This window comes from Pseudomonas syringae pv. coryli str. NCPPB 4273 (genome assembly GCF_000972175.1).
Lineage (GTDB): Bacteria > Pseudomonadota > Gammaproteobacteria > Pseudomonadales > Pseudomonadaceae > Aquipseudomonas > Aquipseudomonas syringae.
Map to the genome: position 1 here is coordinate 91,910 of NZ_AWQP01000053.1, position 16,653 is coordinate 108,562.

Below are 16,653 nucleotides of genomic sequence, written 5' to 3' on the forward strand. Positions count from 1 at the left end.
TGCGTCAGAGCAAACCGCGTTCGGCACACACCTTAACGACTTGTTCACGCAGCCAGCCACTGGCTTCGTCTCGATCCGCCTGGGCACTCCATAGCATGTCCAGGCTGAAGCCAGGCAGGTCAGGCGGCAATTCGAGTACGGAAATCCACACTTCATTACCCAGCAGCGTCTGAATACGGCGTGGCAGCACCAGCATGAAATCGGTGCCTTCCAGCAATTGCAAGGCCGCCCGGTAGCTGTTGGCCCGCGCGACGATGTTGCGCTCCAGCCCCTGGCGCTGCAGCCAGCCATCCACCATGTTGGTGTCGGACGTCCACGGCGTCGGGTAGACATGACGGTGCTGAATAAAGGTTTGCAGGTCGATCAGGGCGCTGAGCGGCGCGAATCTGGAGTCCATGACGCAAACCAGATCATCCTCCATCAACACCTGCGAAATCAGACTGTCCGGGACTCGGTGAAAGCCAGGCCCGAAGCACAGGGCGAGGTCAAACAGGCCATCGTTCAATTGCTCCGCAGGCAACTGCTGCTCAAGTTTTTGCACATTGACCGTCACCGAGAAACCGGCGGCAGCGAAGTCACGCATCAAATGCGGCAATACCAGCAGCTCGAAATACTCCGGCGCGCAGACCGTGAAGGTCGTTTGTGTGCGAGTCGGGTCGAACAGCTCGAGACCGTCGTGACACAGATTGACCGAGCGCAGAATCTGCTGCACATGATCGTGCATGGCCAACGCCTTGCGGGTCGGACGCATACCGTTGCGGGTGCAGATGAACAGATCGTCCTCAAAGTTCGCACGCAGCTTTTTCAGGCAGTAACTGACCGTCGACTGGCTGACATGCAACGCTTCCGCGACCAGGGTCAGGTTGCGCTGCTCATACACCGAGACAAAGACCATCAGGTCCTGCATGTCCAGCTTTCTCAGGGCATTACTGTTAAGCATCAAGGTATCTCGCTGGCGCTGTGACCGGGCGGTCAGGTCAACGCGCACAAGATAGCATCAAAATGCAATCACTACGCCCCTCCGCTCGCTACCATCATGCCTGCGTCGGAGAGAATACAGTTGCCGTCCATCATGCCGCTTGTCTGGTCTGACTACCCTTGAGGGCGTCCTGGAGATCGTCTGCAGCTAGCGGAGTGTCTGCCTTCCACGCTCAGGCAATCATCAGGCATTCTGCCGACGGCAGCTGCAGGATTCTGCGCCGTCTGCCTGTTCGGTTTCGGACTCGACCACCTCATCCACGCCCAACCACCAGGTCAGACCGCGACACGGGTATTGCACATAGAACGGCTGGCCCATCATCGGCGTAGTGATCGAGACATTCTGCTCCCAGGCCAGGGCCAGAATACGATCAAACGGCTCGTGCCAGGCATGCATCGACAGGTCGAAGGTGCCGTTGTGGATCGGCAGCAACCAGCGACCGCGCAGGTCCAGGTGCGCCTGCAGCGTCTGCTCGGGCTGCATGTGCACATCGGGCCACTCGACATTGTAGGCGCCGGTTTCCATCAAGGTCAGGTCAAAGGGTCCGTATTGCTCGCCGATGGTTTTGAAGCCATCGAAGTAACCGCTGTCGCCACTGAAGAAGATCCGCTGATCGCCATCGATCATCACCCAGGACGCCCACAAGGTGCGGTTGCTGTCGAGCAGCGTACGCCCGGAGAAATGCTGTGAAGGTGTGGCGACGAACTCGATGCCCGCCACTTCGGTGGACTGCCACCAGTCCAGCTGACGCACCTTGTGCGCAGGCACGCCCCACTCGATCAACGTATCGCCCACGCCAAGCGGCGCCAGAAAGTGCTCGGTCTTTTCGGTCAGCGCCTTGATGGCCATGCGATCGAGGTGGTCGTAATGGTTGTGCGAAAGGATCACCGCCTTGATCGGCGGCAACTCTTCGAGGCTGATCGGCGGCTGATGAAAGCGCTGCGGGCCCGCCCACTGCACGGGTGAGGCACGCTCGGCAAACACGGGGTCGGTCAGCCAGAACTGGTCGCGCAGTTTGAGCAGAACGGTCGAATGCCCCAGGCGGTACACCGTGTTGTTCGGTGCAGCCAGCAATTGCTGACGCGACAGCGGCTGCACAGGGATGTCGCCTGCCGGGCGTGTGTCCTTGGGCTTGTTGAACACCTGATCCCAGAAAATACCGAGCGTGCGCAGCAGGCTCGATGGCTTCATGGTGGCGTGATTGCGGTATCGCCCTTCGTGACGGGACAAGACAGGCAGTGAAGAAGAGTCCTTTTTCTGATGCGTCGAGGCCATGGTTCGCTGACTCCTGGGGGCAGGTTGAGGCTCCAGCCGTGCATACTTCGTACGTGATCCTGTCGCAGGATGTCCGAGGGAAAATATGTAACAGTGTTTTACACTACACGGTGTAGTTTTAAGCTTGCATGATCCTTGGCGACAAGTAAACTGCTGAGTGTAATTTTCTCTAAACGCACGTTTGAAGCGAACCTATGACCGAACCCATGCGCCTCACCGATCAGAAACGCGAATCCATCGTCCAGGCGGCTATTGCCGAATTCGGCGATCGTGGCTTCGAGATCACCAGCATGGACCGGATCGCCGCGCGGGCCGAGGTTTCCAAACGTACGGTCTATAACCACTTCCCCAGCAAGGAAGAACTGTTCGCCGAGATGCTGCAGCGCCTCTGGAGCTGCGCGCCGCCGCAGGCCGAAGTGGTTTTTCATCCGCAGATCGGCTTGCGCGAGCAGTTGCGGGAATTGCTGTGGGGCAAGATGCGCAACCTGACCAACAGCCACTTCCTCGACCTGGCCCGCGTGGTGGTTGGCGCGACCATTCACTCGCCCGAGCGGGCGCAGGTGTGGATGGCGCGGATCAATGAACGAGAAGAAACCTTCAGCGCCTGGATTCGCGCCGCGCAGAAGGACGGCCGTCTGAAACCGGTCGACCCGGCCTTTGCCGCGACGCAAATGCATGCGCTGCTCAAGTCGTTCGCGTTCTGGCCGCAGGTAACGTTCAGTGCGGCATTGCTTACCCCCGAGGAGCAGCACACGGTGGTCGAATCGACCTTGGACATGTTTCTCGGCTGGTACGAAATAGCCCGCTGAAGCAGCCGAGCACGGTATTTTCAGTCGAGCACAACGCCCCGGCACTCGCCAAAGCCAATCGAGACGTGCCCTTGGCGATGACAACGGGCACGCAGAATCACCTCGTCGCCACGCTGCAGGAACATTCGCTCTTCACCATTGGGCAAGCTCACCGATTGTTTGCCGCCTGCGGTCATCTCCAGCAGGCTGCCGTACTGACCTTCCTCGGGGCCGGACAACGTACCGGTGCCGAGCAGGTCGCCCGGCTGCAACTTGCAGCCGTTGACGCTGTGATGCGCGACCATCTGCGCCACTGTCCAGTACATGTTCAGCGAGTTGCTCAGACCCAGTCGGTGAGGCGCCAGCCCGTCGGCTTTCATCTGTGCCGTCAGCAGCAACACTTCCAGCTCGATATCCAGCGCCCCGCCCTGCTGATCGTGGTCATCCAGCAGATACGCCAACGGTTGCGGATCGCCTTCCGGACGCGGCGGTTGGGCACGACGAAACGGCTCAAGGGCTTCGGCGGTTACCACCCAGGGCGAGATCGTGGTGGCAAAGCTCTTGGACAGGAACGGCCCTAACGGCTGGTATTCCCACGCCTGTATGTCACGCGCCGACCAGTCGTTGAGCAGGCATAACCCGGCGATGTGCTCGGCGGCCCGATCGATCCCGATGGCCTCGCCCTGGGCATTCCCCGGCCCGATCCAGACCCCCAGTTCCAGTTCGTAATCGAGGCGCTGGCAGGGACCGAAAACGGGAACCTCCTGGCCTGGCACCAGGGTTTGCCCGCTGGGCCGGCGCACCGTCGTGCCAGAGGGACACAAGGTCGACGCTCTGCCGTGATAGCCGATCGGCACGTATTTGTAGTTGGGCAGCAGCGGGTTGTCCGGGCGGAACAGCTTGCCGACATTCAGTGCATGATGAATACCGACGTAAAAGTCCGAGTAATCACCCACCCGAGCGGGCATGTGCAGGGTGCACTCACTCATCGGCAGCAACAAACCGGCAATGCCCTGCAGCCGGTCGCGCTGTGGACTGTCTTCATCGAGCAACTGCAATAAGGCGGCGCGCAACACCCGTCGGGCAGCGGCACCCAGCGCAAGGAAATCATTGAGCTGGTCGCGGCTGGCAACCTCGGCCACGTCGGCGGCCTGCCCCTGAAACACCCCGGACTCTGTTGCCACGCGTAGATCGAAAATCCTGTCGCCGATGGCCACCCCACCACGCGGAGCGGCCTGGCCATGGCTGAACACGCCCAACGGCAGGTTCTGCAGGGGGAAATCGGTATGCCCGTTGGCAGATTCGACCCAGCTGCGACGATTGAGCGCGGTATTCATCAGCGTGGCTCCCTGGTGAACGTTCTGGCCATGTCCTTCCAGCAGGCATCGTAATCGGCTTGCAGTTGCGGGCAGTCGAGCGCATGACGACTGGGGCGCAAGACCTTGCCGGTCTCGAACATGAAGGCCATGGTGTTGTCGATCCTGTGCGGTTTCAGTTCGGCGGCAATGGCCTTTTCGGCGGTGACATTATCAGGGCCGTGCGCACTCATGCAGTTGTGCAGCGAAGCGCCTCCGGGCATGAAGCCTTCGGCCTTGGCATCGTACGCGCCGTCGATCAGGCCCATGAATTCGTTCATCAGGTTGCGGTGGAACCACGGCGGGCGGAAGGTGTTTTCAGCCACCATCCAGCGCGGCGGAAAGATCACGAAATCGATGTTGGCCTGGCCGTGAATAGCCCCCGGAGAGGTCAGCACGGTGAAAATCGACGGGTCCGGGTGATCGTAGCTGACCGTACCGAGGGTGTTGAAACGCCGCAGGTCGTACTTGTACGGAACGTTGTTGCCGTGCCAGCCCACCACGTCAAAGGGTGAGTGCTCCAGTTGCGTCGACCACAGTTCACCGAGGAACTTCTGCACCAGCTGCATCGGCTGGCTACTGTCTTCAAAGCAGGCGACCGGGGTCAGAAAATCACGTGAGTTGGCCAGCCCGTTGCTGCCGATCGGGCCCAGTTCCGGGAGGCGCAAGGCGCAACCGTGATTCTCGCAGAGATAACCGCGGGCGCTGCTGTCGAGCAGATGCACGCTGAACTTCAGACCTCGCGGCAAGACAGCGATTTCCAGAGGTTCGATATCCAGCAGGCCCAGTTCGGTGACGATTCTGAGCCGGCCCTGCTGCGGCACCACCAGCCATTCTCCATCCGCACTAAAGAACGCTCGCTTCATGGAAGTATTGGCGGTGTACAGGTAAACGCTGACACCCTCGGCCTGCTCCGCCGCCGAGGTGCTGGCGAGGGGGACGAGACCGTCGATGAAATCGGTCGGTGCCGCCGGGATGTCGAAGGCATTCCAGCGCAACCGATTGGGGTTGATCGGCCCCTGCTCCTGACCGGCGATCTGCCGATCCATGCGCTGATAACGCGGATGGGCTGCCGATGGCTTGATCCGATACAGCCAGGTACGTCGGGCTTCGCTGCGCGCGACCGTAAAAGCGGTGCCCGAGAACTGCTCGGCATACAGACACAGCGGATGCTTCTGCGGCGAATTCTGGCCAACGGGCAGCGCGCCGGGCAGCGCCTCGCTGCTGAACTGGTTGCCAAAGCCCGACTGATAAACCAATGCGTCGGAACTGGAGTGGATAGCCATCTGGACCTCTTGTTGTCATGGGGTCGGGCAGAGACAGGACGAAACATTATTTTACGTAAAGCGATTACGCATAACGTAATTTGAGTTTGCCAGCCGGTCAAGCTATAAAGCTGCCTTTCCCGATCGGCGCACAGCACCCCATGACCCAGCAAACCGAAAGCCCCGCAGGCGGACGCCAGCAGAAGGTCCAGGCCGCCGAAGTCGGGCTGGGCGTGCTCAAGGCGCTCGCTGAACTCTCCCCTGCCACGTCCCTGTCGAGACTGGCCGAACACTTGGGCATGCCCGCCAGCAAGGTCCATCGTTATCTGCAGGCGCTGATTGCCAGTGGCTTTGCCGAACAGGATGCTGTCAACAATCACTATGGTCTGGGACGCGAGGCGTTGCAGGTCGGGCTGGCCTCGCTCGGCAAGCTGGATGTCCTCAAGGTCTCGGCCCCCTGGCTGGCCAGCTTGCGCGACGAGTTGAATCAGACCTGCTTTCTGGCGGTATGGGGCAACAAGGGGCCGACCGTGGTGTACGTCGAGCCCTCGATGGGTGCGGTGACGCTGGTCACGCAGATCGGCTCGGTGCTGCCGCTGCTTGGCTCGTCCACCGGTTTGGTGTTCGACAGCTTTCTGAACGGGCGCGAAACCGCTGTGCTTCGCGAGCAGGAAGTGCCGTTGCTGAGCGCCAGCCAGCTGCGTGAGGCCGAGCAGCATGTCGAGCAGATTCGTACCACCGGCGTGCACCAGATTCAGGGCTTGCTGATGCCGGGTATCAACGCCGCCTCGTCACCGCTGTTCGCCATGGGTGACAAGCTGGTGGGCGTGATCACCGTGGTCGGGCCGGGATCGGTGTTGAACGACGAGACCCAGAGTCTGGCGGCCAGACGGCTTTTGCAAACGGCGCAGGCCATCAGCGAGCGTATGGGCGGTAACCGTCCGTCAGACTGACGTTGCGCCTGCCGCGACGCACGTTGGTGTGCCGAACATATTGATAGCAACCCTGTGCGGTTACCTATCCATGACGCTCGACTATCGAGTGGAAGCGGTGGATACCCTGGCAAAATGACTGTCTGCTTGCCACCCTTGAATCAAGCGACCTTCGACGCGGTCACGTCCTTTGGTCTTGGCCAGGTAAAGGAGTCGATCCGCTTCCTCCAGCGCAGCAGTATGCCGATTATTCTCTGCCGCGTTGACCGCCACCACGCCCGAGCTGATGCTCAGCCTGCCCAGCGGGCTGGACGAGTGCTCTATACAACTGGCTTCAATGGATGATCTGATTTTTTCCGCGAGCCTCAGCGCGCCTGCCAGGTCGGTTTCAGGCAACAAAATGACAAACTCTTCACCGCCATAACGTGCTGCCATATCCCCGGACCGGTCAAGACTGTCGCCAATCAGCCCCGCCACTTGCCTCAGGCAGTCGTCGCCCTGCAGATGACCGTAGGTGTCGTTGTATTGTTTGAACCAGTCGATATCCAGCAAGATGATCGCGATGGTTGCATGACTCCGGCTTGCCCGCCCCCACTCCTGCTGCAAGGCCGCATCGAAGCAGCGTCGATTGGCCAGGTGCGTCAGGCTGTCCGTGTGAGCGATGATCTCCAGGTCGTTCCTGGCGATATTCAGTTCACCCTCCGCCGTGATCAACTGCTGGATTTGCCGGTACAGCAGGACGCCCAGAAAAACCAGCGCCAGGATAATGATGCCGGTGATGGTCATGGACCGCTGTGCATAGGCCCACCAGGGCGCGAGCACATGCTGGCAGGAGATGCCGGCAGCGGCAACGATGGGCAACCCGGACACGCGCCGATAGGCGTAGATCCTTTCCACCCCATCCACCACGGAGTTGATCACCGCGGTGCCGCTGTCGCTGTACGGCAGATAGCGAGTGAAGATATCGCCCTTGGCCACATTGGTGGTCATCAGTGCGGTTAAGGTGGGCCGCCGTGCGAGCAGGTCGCCATTGTTCAGAGCGAGAAAGATCACGCCCTTGTCGTCTACATCCATACGCTGGAAAAACGCCTGGAAATAAGCCACCGGCACGGTGGCCAGGGCAACGCCTGCAAAACTGCCATCCGCCGCATTGATACGTCGACTGACCGGGATGACCATGTCCCCCGTATTGCGGCTCTCTACAATGGACCCTACATGAATGGACGGGTCAGGGTTGTCGCGGTGGTAGATGAAGTAAGCACGGTCTTCGTTGTTGCGGGTCTGCACGCCCTTGGCAAAGGAATTGGCGACCCAGTTGCCTTGAGCATCGTAGATGAACAGCCCTTGTAGCCCTTTGACGTTCACCAGGTCTTGAGCCATCAGTCTGGTCAAGCGGCTTTGCTGCTCGCCTGCGGCGCCATCCTGCTCAACACGCTCGGCAAGGTCACGCAGCGTATTGTCAGCCTGCTGCAGGGTGTCCTGAGCCTGCTGTTCGGCAGCAAGCACGATATTGGACACCGCAATCCTCGCCGTGGCGACGCGCTCGAGCTTGGATTGGTTCATCTGCCAGGCGGTGGCCAGGATCAACGATAGACAAACCAGGGCAATGAAGCCGATCAAAGCTTTGCTGAGCGCCGAGGGGGTAAGCCTCGTCGGAATAAAGGAAAGCGGCTTCATAGGATTGTCATCAAATTGGCAGTGAAACCCTCTATGCAGTTTTCGTACCTTTGCGACACTGAGCCTGAGCATCTTGTTGCGCCAGGGTAATACTGGCCTTAGTTGTATCGATGCCCGCCACGCTAGTTGCTCAAGAAGTTGTTACAGGTATCCGGTTTTTTGACGATACAGCTTCTGAGCTGTCCGAAAACAGCTGCCGATACGCTACTGTGAGAGGTGCTCCAATGCCAATGTATCGAACGTTGCTTTTCCGGCGTGGCGCAAGCGCATGCTGTCAGAGTGCCTTCACCGGTGCCGGCATAGCGGCGTTGCTTATCGATCGCTTCGTATTTCAGGTGCGATCAGCTTATAGCGATGGCCTCAAATGAATAGTTACCCAGTCGGCGATGATGACGAAGAACGTATTCGAATCCTGAATGCCTTTTCGTTGATGGATACCCCATCTGAGCACGAATACGATCAGATCGTGCAAATGGCATCGCGGATTTTCGACGTGCCCATTGTTTTGATTTCTCTGGTTCATCGCGACCGCCAATTCTTCAAGGCGCGGGTTGGCCTCGATGTCTGCGAAACGGGCCGCGACGTCTCATTCTGCAATTTCGCGCTCATGGGCCGTAACGTTTTTCTGGTGCCCGATGCATTGCAGGACGAGAGGTTCAGCTCAAACGCGCTGGTGGTTGGCGCTCCCTATATTCGCTTTTATGCCGGGGCGCCGCTGATAACCGCCAGCGGTCATGTGCTGGGCAGCCTGTGCCTGATCGACAATAAACCTCGAGAGACCTTCTCGGAGCGAGATCAGCGGGTTCTTCAGGACCTGGCGGTCATGGTCATCGAAAGAATGGAGTTGCGTCGGCTCGAGCTCGAGAATGAAGACAGCCACGCCCGCTTCATGAATATCACCTCGACCTCACCCGACGCGATCATCTGCTCGGACAGCAAAAACCGGATCATCTCATGGAACAATTCGGCCGAGCTCATTTTCGGGCATCGATCCGAGGACGCCATGGGAAAGCCTCTCGACATCATTATTCCGCCCGAAATGCGCTCCAGGCATCATGCAGGTCTGTCGAGGGTGGCTGCAGGCGGCCCGGCCTCCATTATCGGAAAATCCATCAACCTGACGGCCATCCATCGCGACGGTCATACCCTCCCCATCGAGCTCTCGCTCTCACAATGGACGTATGCCGGCGAGCCACAATTCGGAGCGATCATTCGGGACATCACCCAGCGTGTCGAGGCGGACAAATTACTCAAACATGCGGCCGAATACGATCACCTGACCGGGCTTGCCAATCGATCGACGCTCAAGAGGCGGATCAAGGAGGCGTGCGATGCGCAGCTGTCAGCAGCCATCCTGCTGATCGATCTGGACGGCTTCAAGGACGTCAATGACACGTTGGGCCACGCTGCAGGTGATTTTGTGCTCAAGGTGACCTCTCACCGTCTTCGCGAACACGTACCGGCCTGCCATATGGTCTCGCGTCTGGGCGGCGATGAGTTTGTCGTGTTCCTGTCCGACACGGCAGACCCTGACAAGGCGATCAAGCTGGGCCTGGCGCTTATCGCGGTCATCGAGGAACCGATAGAGTTTGAAGACAATTCGGTCTACATCGGCGCCAGCATTGGCGTCTCCGTAAGGTGTGGCTCCGACTACGACGAGGAACAAATGCTCGGTAATGCGGACCTGGCGCTCTACCAAGCCAAGTCTGACGGACGCTCCCTTGTTCGCACATTCACCTCCGAGCATCGACAGACCGCTTCACGACGAGGCGCGCTCAGCTCATCGATGCGTCAGGCATGGGCCAACAAAGAATTCGAGCTTTATTACCAACCCCAAGTACGACTTGCGGATGGTCGTATCACCGGAGCCGAGGCCCTTATACGCTGGAACCATCCGACACTGGGTGTGGTGTCCCCGGCGGTTTTTCTACCTGCACTGGAAGCGGGTCTGCTTGCGGTGCCGGTGGGCGAATGGATCCTGCGTTCAGCCTGTGAGCAGGCAGCGCAATGGCGAAATACCGGCTGTGAGGAATTCCGCATCGGCGTCAACCTGTTCGCCGCGCAGTTTCGCATGCGTGACTTTGCCGAAATGGTTGAAAGTGCGCTTGAAGACTTTTCCTTGCCGGCACACTCGCTCGAGCTGGAGATCACGGAAAACATCATCCTGCGAAACGAACAGCGCATTATGGAACCACTTCGCCACCTTCGCTCATTGGGTGTGGGCATCGCGTTCGACGACTTCGGTACCGGCTATGCGTCCCTGAGCCTGCTGAAAGACTATCCGGTGACACGGCTGAAGATTGACCGCTCATTCGTGAGTGGCGTGGATCGCAGCAAAAAAGACGAAGTCATCATCGAGGCCGTTATCAGGCTGGCGACCGGCTTCAATCTTCAAGTCACGGCAGAAGGCATAGAAACCCGTGAGCAGGAAAGTCTGATGCGCCATTATGTGTGCGACGAAGGCCAAGGCTATCTGTACGGTCGCCCCATGCCGGCGCATGAATTCACCGAGCGCTATATCTCGCGTTACAACCGGCAAGCTGACGTGCTCAAGCACAAATGACTCAGAACGAGCCTGGGCAGGCTCGTCTGATCGCACAAGGCGGACGCTTCTGGTGATCGCTCAGTCCGGCGTCAGTACACCGCGCTGGATCTGGTCGCGTTCGATGGATTCGAACAACGCCTTGAAGTTGCCTTCGCCAAACCCGTCATCGCCCTTGCGCTGAATGAACTCGAAAAACACCGGGCCCATCAGCGTTGCGGAGAATATCTGCAACAGCAAACGACGCTCGCCGCCTTCGGAAGAACCATCGAGCAGAATACCGCGTGACTTGAGCTCGGCTTCCGGCTCACCGTGATCAGGCAGGCGGCCTTGCAGCATCTCGTAGTAGGTATCCGGCGGCGCGGTCATGAAGCGCATGCCGGTTGCTTTCAGCGCGTCCCAGGTCTTGATCAGGTCATCGGTAAAGAACGCCACGTGCTGAATGCCTTCGCCATTGAACTGCATCAGAAACTCTTCGATCTGACCCGCGCCCTTGGACGATTCTTCGTTCAGCGGAATGCGGATCATGCCGTCCGGGGCGGTCATGGCTTTGGAGGTCAGGCCGGTATATTCGCCCTTGATGTCGAAGTAACGCAGCTCGCGGAAATTGAACAGCTTTTCATAGAAACCGGCCCAATACGCCATGCGTCCGCGGTACACGTTGTGGGTCAGGTGATCGATGAATTTCAGACCGGCACCGACCGGATGGCGGTCAACGCCTTCGATGAAGTTGAAATCGATGTCGTAGATCGACGTGCCCTCGCCGAAGCGATCGATCAGGTACAACGGCGCGCCACCGATGCCCTTGATCGCGGGCAGGCGCAACTCCATGGGTCCGGTCGCGATTTCCAGCGGTTGTGCACCCAGTTCCAGTGCCCGGTTATAGGCCTTCTGCGCATCCTTCACGCGGAACGCCATACCGCATACCGAAGGACCATGCTCGGCGGCAAAGTACGATGCCAGGCTGTGCGGCTCGTTGTTGAGGATCAGGTTGATCGCGCCCTGACGAAACAGGGACACGTCCTTGGAGCGGTGCGTTGCGACTTTGGTGAAGCCCATCATCTGAAACACGGGCTCAAGGCTGTTGGGCGTCGGTGAGGCGAACTCGATGAATTCAAAGCCCATCAGGCCCATTGGATTTTCGTAAAGATCAGCCATGACTGGCTCCTTGCAGGAAAGTGAGAGTGGGTACCCTGGCAATCACTGTCCTGCGGGCGGCGCACACGGAATCCCTCGCACGCTGCGTGCGAGAAAATCACCGAATATCAGTTGCAGACCAAGAATCTTCATGAGGGCAGCCTACTCCGGCTTGTCCGATTGTGCATCACTGGTAAAAGGCCGGGGCTGCAGGGCCAGGTGCTCGACCCGCTGATACGCGCACACGCAGTCAGGTCGACGTGGTAACGATGCGCTGCGTACAACCGGGGTAGCAGGTAAATATTCGCATGGATGCGGTGTTTTTATTTTCGTAAACCTATTACGTAATGCGTAAATTGCGTGATCCGCACTACGCTGTCAACTCAAGCCTCGCAGCGAATGAGCTAGGATGCATTAACCCGACAAAAACAACCCAGGGTGGCTTGATGAACATTCTGTACGACGAACGCATCGACGGCGTGCTGCCCGCCGTCGACAAGCAGCAGCTGTTGCAGGCGCTGCAACAGCAGTTGCCCGACCTGGACATCCTGCATCGCCCCGAAGAGCTGCGGCCTTACGAGTGCGACGGGTTGTCGGCCTATCGCAGCACACCGATGCTGGTGGCATTGCCGCGGCATGTGGAAGAAGTACAGACGCTGCTCAGGCTGTGCCACGCACGTCGCGTACCGGTGGTCGCTCGCGGGGCCGGCACCGGGCTGTCGGGGGGCGCGTTGCCACTGGAAAAAGGCGTGCTGCTGGTCATGGCGCGTTTCAACCAGATCCTCGATATCGACCCTTCCGCGCGCCTTGCGCGGGTTCAGCCCGGCGTGCGCAACCTGGCCATTTCCCAGGCGGCAGCGCCCCACGGCCTGTATTACGCGCCCGACCCGTCCTCGCAAATCGCCTGCTCCATCGGCGGCAATGTGGCGGAAAATGCCGGCGGGGTGCATTGCCTCAAATACGGGCTGACCGTGCATAACCTGCTCAAGGTCGAGATCCTGACGGTGGAAGGCGAGCCGATGACACTGGGCAGCAACACGCTGGACTCGCCGGGCTTCGACCTGCTGGCACTGTTCACCGGCTCCGAAGGCATGCTCGGCGTCATTACCGAAGTCACGGTCAAACTGCTGCCCAGACCGCAGGTGGCCAAGGTGCTGCTGGCGGCGTTCGATTCAGTGGAAAAGGCCGGACGCGCGGTTGCCGATATCATCGCCGCGGGCATCATCCCCGGCGGGCTGGAGATGATGGACAATCTGGCGATTCGTGCCGCCGAGGATTTCATTCACGCAGGCTACCCGGTCGATGCCGAAGCCATCCTGCTCTGTGAACTTGACGGCGTCGAAGCCGATGTACATGCCGACTGCGAACGGGTCAGCGAGGTGTTGACACTGGCAGGCGCGACCGAAGTGCGCCAGGCCCAAGACGAGGCCGAACGGATCCGCTTCTGGGCCGGGCGCAAGAACGCTTTCCCGGCCGTGGGTCGCCTGTCGCCGGATTACTACTGCATGGACGGGACCATCCCGCGCCGTGAGTTGCCGGGCGTGTTGCGCAGCATCAGGGAGCTATCTGAGCAATACGGCTTGCGCGTCGCCAACGTGTTTCATGCGGGCGATGGCAACATGCATCCGCTGATCCTGTTCGATGCCAATCAACCGGGTGAGCTGGAGCGCGCCGAGGCACTGGGCGGCAAAATCCTCGAGCTATGCGTCAAGGTCGGCGGCAGTATCACCGGCGAGCACGGTGTCGGTCGCGAGAAGATCAATCAGATGTGCGCCCAGTTCAATAGCGACGAGCTGACCTTCTTCCATGCCATCAAGGCGGCATTCGACGCCAGCGGCCTGCTCAACCCCGGCAAGAACATCCCGACCCTGCATCGCTGCGCGGAATTTGGCGCCATGCACATCCACGCCGGGCAATTGCCGTTCCCCGACCTGGAGCGTTTCTGATGAGCACGATGGACAACGACGTCAGCCAGGCAATGCTCGAGCGGGTCAATCAGGCGCTGCGCGACAACACGCCGTTACGCATTCAGGGCGGCAACAGCAAGGCTTCTCTCGGTCGTGAAACCGCTGGCGAACTGCTCGATACCCGCGAGCACCGGGGTATCGTCAGTTATGACCCGACAGAACTGGTGATCACCGCACGCGCCGGCACGCCATTGAGCGAGCTGATGCAGACGCTGGATGCCGCAGGCCAGATGCTGCCTTGCGAACCGCCCGACTTCGGCGCGGCAACGCTCGGCGGCATGGTCGCTGCGGGGCTCTCGGGACCGCGCCGCCCGTGGAGCGGATCGGTGCGTGATTTCGTGCTGGGCACGCGAGTCATCACCGGTCTTGGCAAGCACCTGCGTTTCGGCGGGGAAGTCATGAAAAACGTTGCAGGCTATGACGTTTCGCGCCTGATGGCAGGCAGTTTCGGCTGCCTGGGGCTGCTGACCGAGGTGTCGCTCAAGGTGCTGCCCAGACCACGTCTGTGCAGCAGTATCGCGCTGGAAATGGACAGCGCGCTGGCCTTGGCGCGCCTCGCCGAGTGGGGTCAGCAACCGATACCGATCAGCGCGGCCAGCCATGATGGCCACGTATTGCGCCTGCGCCTGGAGGGCGGTGAAGGTTCTGTGGCAGCGGCCAGGGACCGGCTTGGCGGCGAGCTGCTTGATGCCGCGTACTGGCAACAGTTGAATGCGCACCGCCTGCCCTTCTTCGATGACCCGCGGCCCCTGTGGCGGCTCTGTGTACCTGCCGACAGCCACCTGCCGGATCTGCCGGGCGAGCAGTTGATCGACTGGGGTGGCGCGCAACGCTGGCTCAAGTCGGATGCTGACGGACAGACCATTCGAGCCATCACCATGGCGGTTGGCGGCCATGCGACCTGCTACAGACAAGGCGTCGTCGACAGCCCCTTCGAGCCGTTGGCCGCACCTGTGCTGCGCTACCATCAGGCACTCAAGACCAGACTCGACCCGCAGGGAATTTTCAACCCCGGCCGACTGTACGCGGAGCTTTGACACATGCAGACCACGTTGAGTGAACACGCCAGAACCCTGCCGCGCGCCGAAGAAGCCGAACGTATCCTGCGCAGTTGTGTGCATTGCGGTTTCTGTAACGCCACGTGTCCGACCTATCAATTGCTGGGTGATGAGCTGGACGGGCCACGCGGCAGGATCTACCTGATCAAGCAGGTCCTCGAAGGTCAGCCGGTCACCGAGAAAACCCGTCTGCATCTTGACCGCTGCCTGAGCTGTCGCAACTGCGAGACCACTTGCCCGTCCGGCGTGGATTACCACAACCTGCTGGACATCGGCCGCGCGGCGGTTGAGACGCTGGTGCCGCGGCCACTCGCAGAACGCATGCTGCGTGAAGGCTTGCGTCGGGTCATCCCCCACCCCGGACTGTTCAAATCCCTGACCGGCATGGGCCTGAAGTTCAGGCCGTTGCTGCCACAGGCCCTGGCTACCAAGCTGCCTGCGGCTATCCATCCTGCCGGGCTTCGCCCGCACACCGGTCATGCGCGCCAGGTGCTGCTGCTGGAAGGTTGCGTTCAGCCGGGCCTGTCGCCCAACACCAATAGCGCCACGGCGCGGGTGCTGGATCGTCTGGGCATCGGCATCACTCCAGTCAGCCAGGCGGGCTGCTGCGGCGCCGTGGATTACCACCTCAATGCACAGGAGACCGGGTTGGACCGGGCGCGGCGCAACATCGATGCATGGTGGCCTGCGCTGCAAGGCGGTGCTGAAAGCCTGATCCAGACGGCCAGTGGTTGCGGAGCCTTCGTCAAGGATTACGGCCACCTGCTGCGCCATGATCCAGCCTATGCCGACAAGGCCGGGCAGATCAGCGCGCGAACCAAGGATCTGGTCGAACTGCTGCGCGACGAACCGCTGGAAACCCTCGGCATCAAGACCGATCAGCGCCTGGCGTTTCACTGCCCGTGTACGCTGCAACACGCGCAAAAACTCGGCGGCGAAGTCGAGCGCGTCCTGACTCGTCTAGGCTTCAATCTGACCACAGTGCCGGACGGTCATCTATGCTGCGGCTCTGCAGGCACCTACTCCATCACCCAGCCTGCCATCGCCCGGCAACTGCGCGACAACCGCATGAACGCACTGGAGAGCGGCAAACCGCAGGTGATTGCCACCGCCAATATCGGCTGTCAGACCCATCTGGCCAGCGCCGGCCGAACGCCAGTGCGGCACTGGATCGAACTGATCGACGCAGTGCTTGGCACGCCTGAATCACACTGAACCCTATTCAATAATCACTGCTCCGGAGAACCCCATGAAGATCAAAGCCGTCCTGACCCAGACCGAAGTCAGCCTGATGCTCGGAGCCGCACGCGAAGAGGCGCAGGCCAATGGCTGGGCCGTTTCCATCGCCGTCGTTGATGACGGCGGCCATTTGCTGGCATTCGAGAGACTGGACGACGCCGCACCGATCAGCAGCTACATCGCGATCGAAAAAGCCCGCACCTCGGCACTCGGCAAACGTGAGTCCAAGGGTTACGAAGAGATGGTCAATGGCGGGCGCACTGCATTCCTGAGTGCTCCGCTGCTGACTTCCCTGGAAGGCGCTGTGCCGGTCATCGTCGACGGCCAGGTAATCGGTGCGCTGGGGGTTTCAGGCGTGAAGGCCGAACAGGATGCTCAAGTCGCCAGGGCCGGTGTCGCAGCGCTTGACGCCGACTGACGGTCGACCCGGCCGGTAACG

General features: G+C 60.2%; 13 protein-coding genes and 1 pseudogene. 7 read left to right on the plus strand and 7 right to left on the minus strand.

From position 1 onward, the window contains the following. Positions 1–4: 4 nt before the first annotated feature. A complete protein-coding gene (locus tag P406_RS20600; RefSeq protein ID WP_046237207.1) occupies positions 5–940 on the minus strand; it encodes a LysR family transcriptional regulator in 936 nt (311 codons plus the stop codon). A 222-nt stretch (positions 941–1,162) separates the two neighbouring features. Continuing rightward, on the minus strand, positions 1,163–2,254 hold the full coding sequence (locus tag P406_RS20605) for an MBL fold metallo-hydrolase (RefSeq protein ID WP_046237208.1): 1,092 nt from the start codon (positions 2,252–2,254) through the stop codon (positions 1,163–1,165). Positions 2,255–2,448: 194 nt separating this feature from the next. On the opposite strand from P406_RS20605, the gene P406_RS20610 reads away from it, so the two are divergent. Beyond that, entirely contained in the window at positions 2,449–3,063 is a 615-nt protein-coding gene (locus P406_RS20610; protein ID WP_003315845.1) for a TetR/AcrR family transcriptional regulator, read from the plus strand. A gap of 20 nt (positions 3,064–3,083) precedes the next feature. Here P406_RS20610 and fahA read toward each other — a convergent pair whose 3' ends face one another. After that, positions 3,084–4,379, minus strand: a complete 1,296-nt coding sequence (gene fahA / locus P406_RS20615; protein WP_046237209.1) for a fumarylacetoacetase — start codon at positions 4,377–4,379, stop codon at positions 3,084–3,086. Next, positions 4,379–5,683 (minus strand): homogentisate 1,2-dioxygenase, encoded by a 1,305-nt coding sequence (hmgA, locus tag P406_RS20620; RefSeq protein ID WP_046237210.1) that lies wholly within the window; start codon positions 5,681–5,683, stop codon positions 4,379–4,381. The genes fahA and hmgA overlap by 1 nt, the downstream gene beginning before the upstream one ends. Before the next feature lie 140 nt (positions 5,684–5,823). On the opposite strand from hmgA, the gene P406_RS20625 reads away from it, so the two are divergent. Next, on the plus strand, positions 5,824–6,615 hold the full coding sequence (locus P406_RS20625; RefSeq protein WP_046237211.1) for an IclR family transcriptional regulator: 792 nt from the start codon (positions 5,824–5,826) through the stop codon (positions 6,613–6,615). A gap of 81 nt (positions 6,616–6,696) precedes the next feature. Here the strand turns inward: P406_RS20625 and P406_RS20630 are convergent, their stop codons facing one another. Continuing rightward, positions 6,697–8,271 carry a sensor domain-containing diguanylate cyclase gene (locus tag P406_RS20630; protein WP_046237212.1) on the minus strand — a complete coding sequence of 525 codons (1,575 nt, stop codon included), beginning with the start codon at positions 8,269–8,271 and terminating at the stop codon, positions 6,697–6,699. Positions 8,272–8,635: 364 nt separating this feature from the next. On the opposite strand from P406_RS20630, the gene P406_RS20635 reads away from it, so the two are divergent. Further along, a complete protein-coding gene (locus tag P406_RS20635; RefSeq protein WP_046237213.1) occupies positions 8,636–10,834 on the plus strand; it encodes a putative bifunctional diguanylate cyclase/phosphodiesterase in 2,199 nt (732 codons plus the stop codon). A gap of 60 nt (positions 10,835–10,894) precedes the next feature. On the opposite strand, the gene hppD is transcribed toward P406_RS20635, so the two are convergent. Both hppD and P406_RS30035 read right to left on the minus strand, forming a co-directional pair. Further along, complete coding sequence (gene hppD / locus P406_RS20640; protein WP_003370421.1) at positions 10,895–11,971, minus strand: 4-hydroxyphenylpyruvate dioxygenase; 1,077 nt, start codon at positions 11,969–11,971, stop codon at positions 10,895–10,897. Between the two features lie 141 nt (positions 11,972–12,112). Beyond that, positions 12,113–12,258: pseudogene (locus tag P406_RS30035) on the minus strand (maleylacetoacetate isomerase); the annotation flags it as partial. 138 nt (positions 12,259–12,396) lie between these two features. Between P406_RS30035 and glcD the strand changes: the two are divergent. From glcD to P406_RS20660, 4 genes are read left to right on the plus strand one after another with little or no spacing between them, the layout of a single operon-like run. Further along, on the plus strand, positions 12,397–13,896 hold the full coding sequence (glcD, locus tag P406_RS20645) for a glycolate oxidase subunit GlcD (RefSeq protein ID WP_046237214.1): 1,500 nt from the start codon (positions 12,397–12,399) through the stop codon (positions 13,894–13,896). Then, on the plus strand, positions 13,896–14,954 hold the full coding sequence (gene glcE / locus P406_RS20650) for a glycolate oxidase subunit GlcE (RefSeq protein WP_046237215.1): 1,059 nt from the start codon (positions 13,896–13,898) through the stop codon (positions 14,952–14,954). The genes glcD and glcE overlap by 1 nt, the downstream gene beginning before the upstream one ends. 3 nt (positions 14,955–14,957) lie before the next feature. Beyond that, the gene (glcF, locus tag P406_RS20655) at positions 14,958–16,190 is read left to right on the plus strand and encodes a glycolate oxidase subunit GlcF (RefSeq protein ID WP_046237216.1); all 1,233 of its coding nucleotides are present in this window, start codon (positions 14,958–14,960) and stop codon (positions 16,188–16,190) included. Between the two features lie 34 nt (positions 16,191–16,224). After that, on the plus strand, positions 16,225–16,632 hold the full coding sequence (locus tag P406_RS20660) for a heme-binding protein (protein WP_046237217.1): 408 nt from the start codon (positions 16,225–16,227) through the stop codon (positions 16,630–16,632). Positions 16,633–16,653 lie beyond the last annotated feature (21 nt).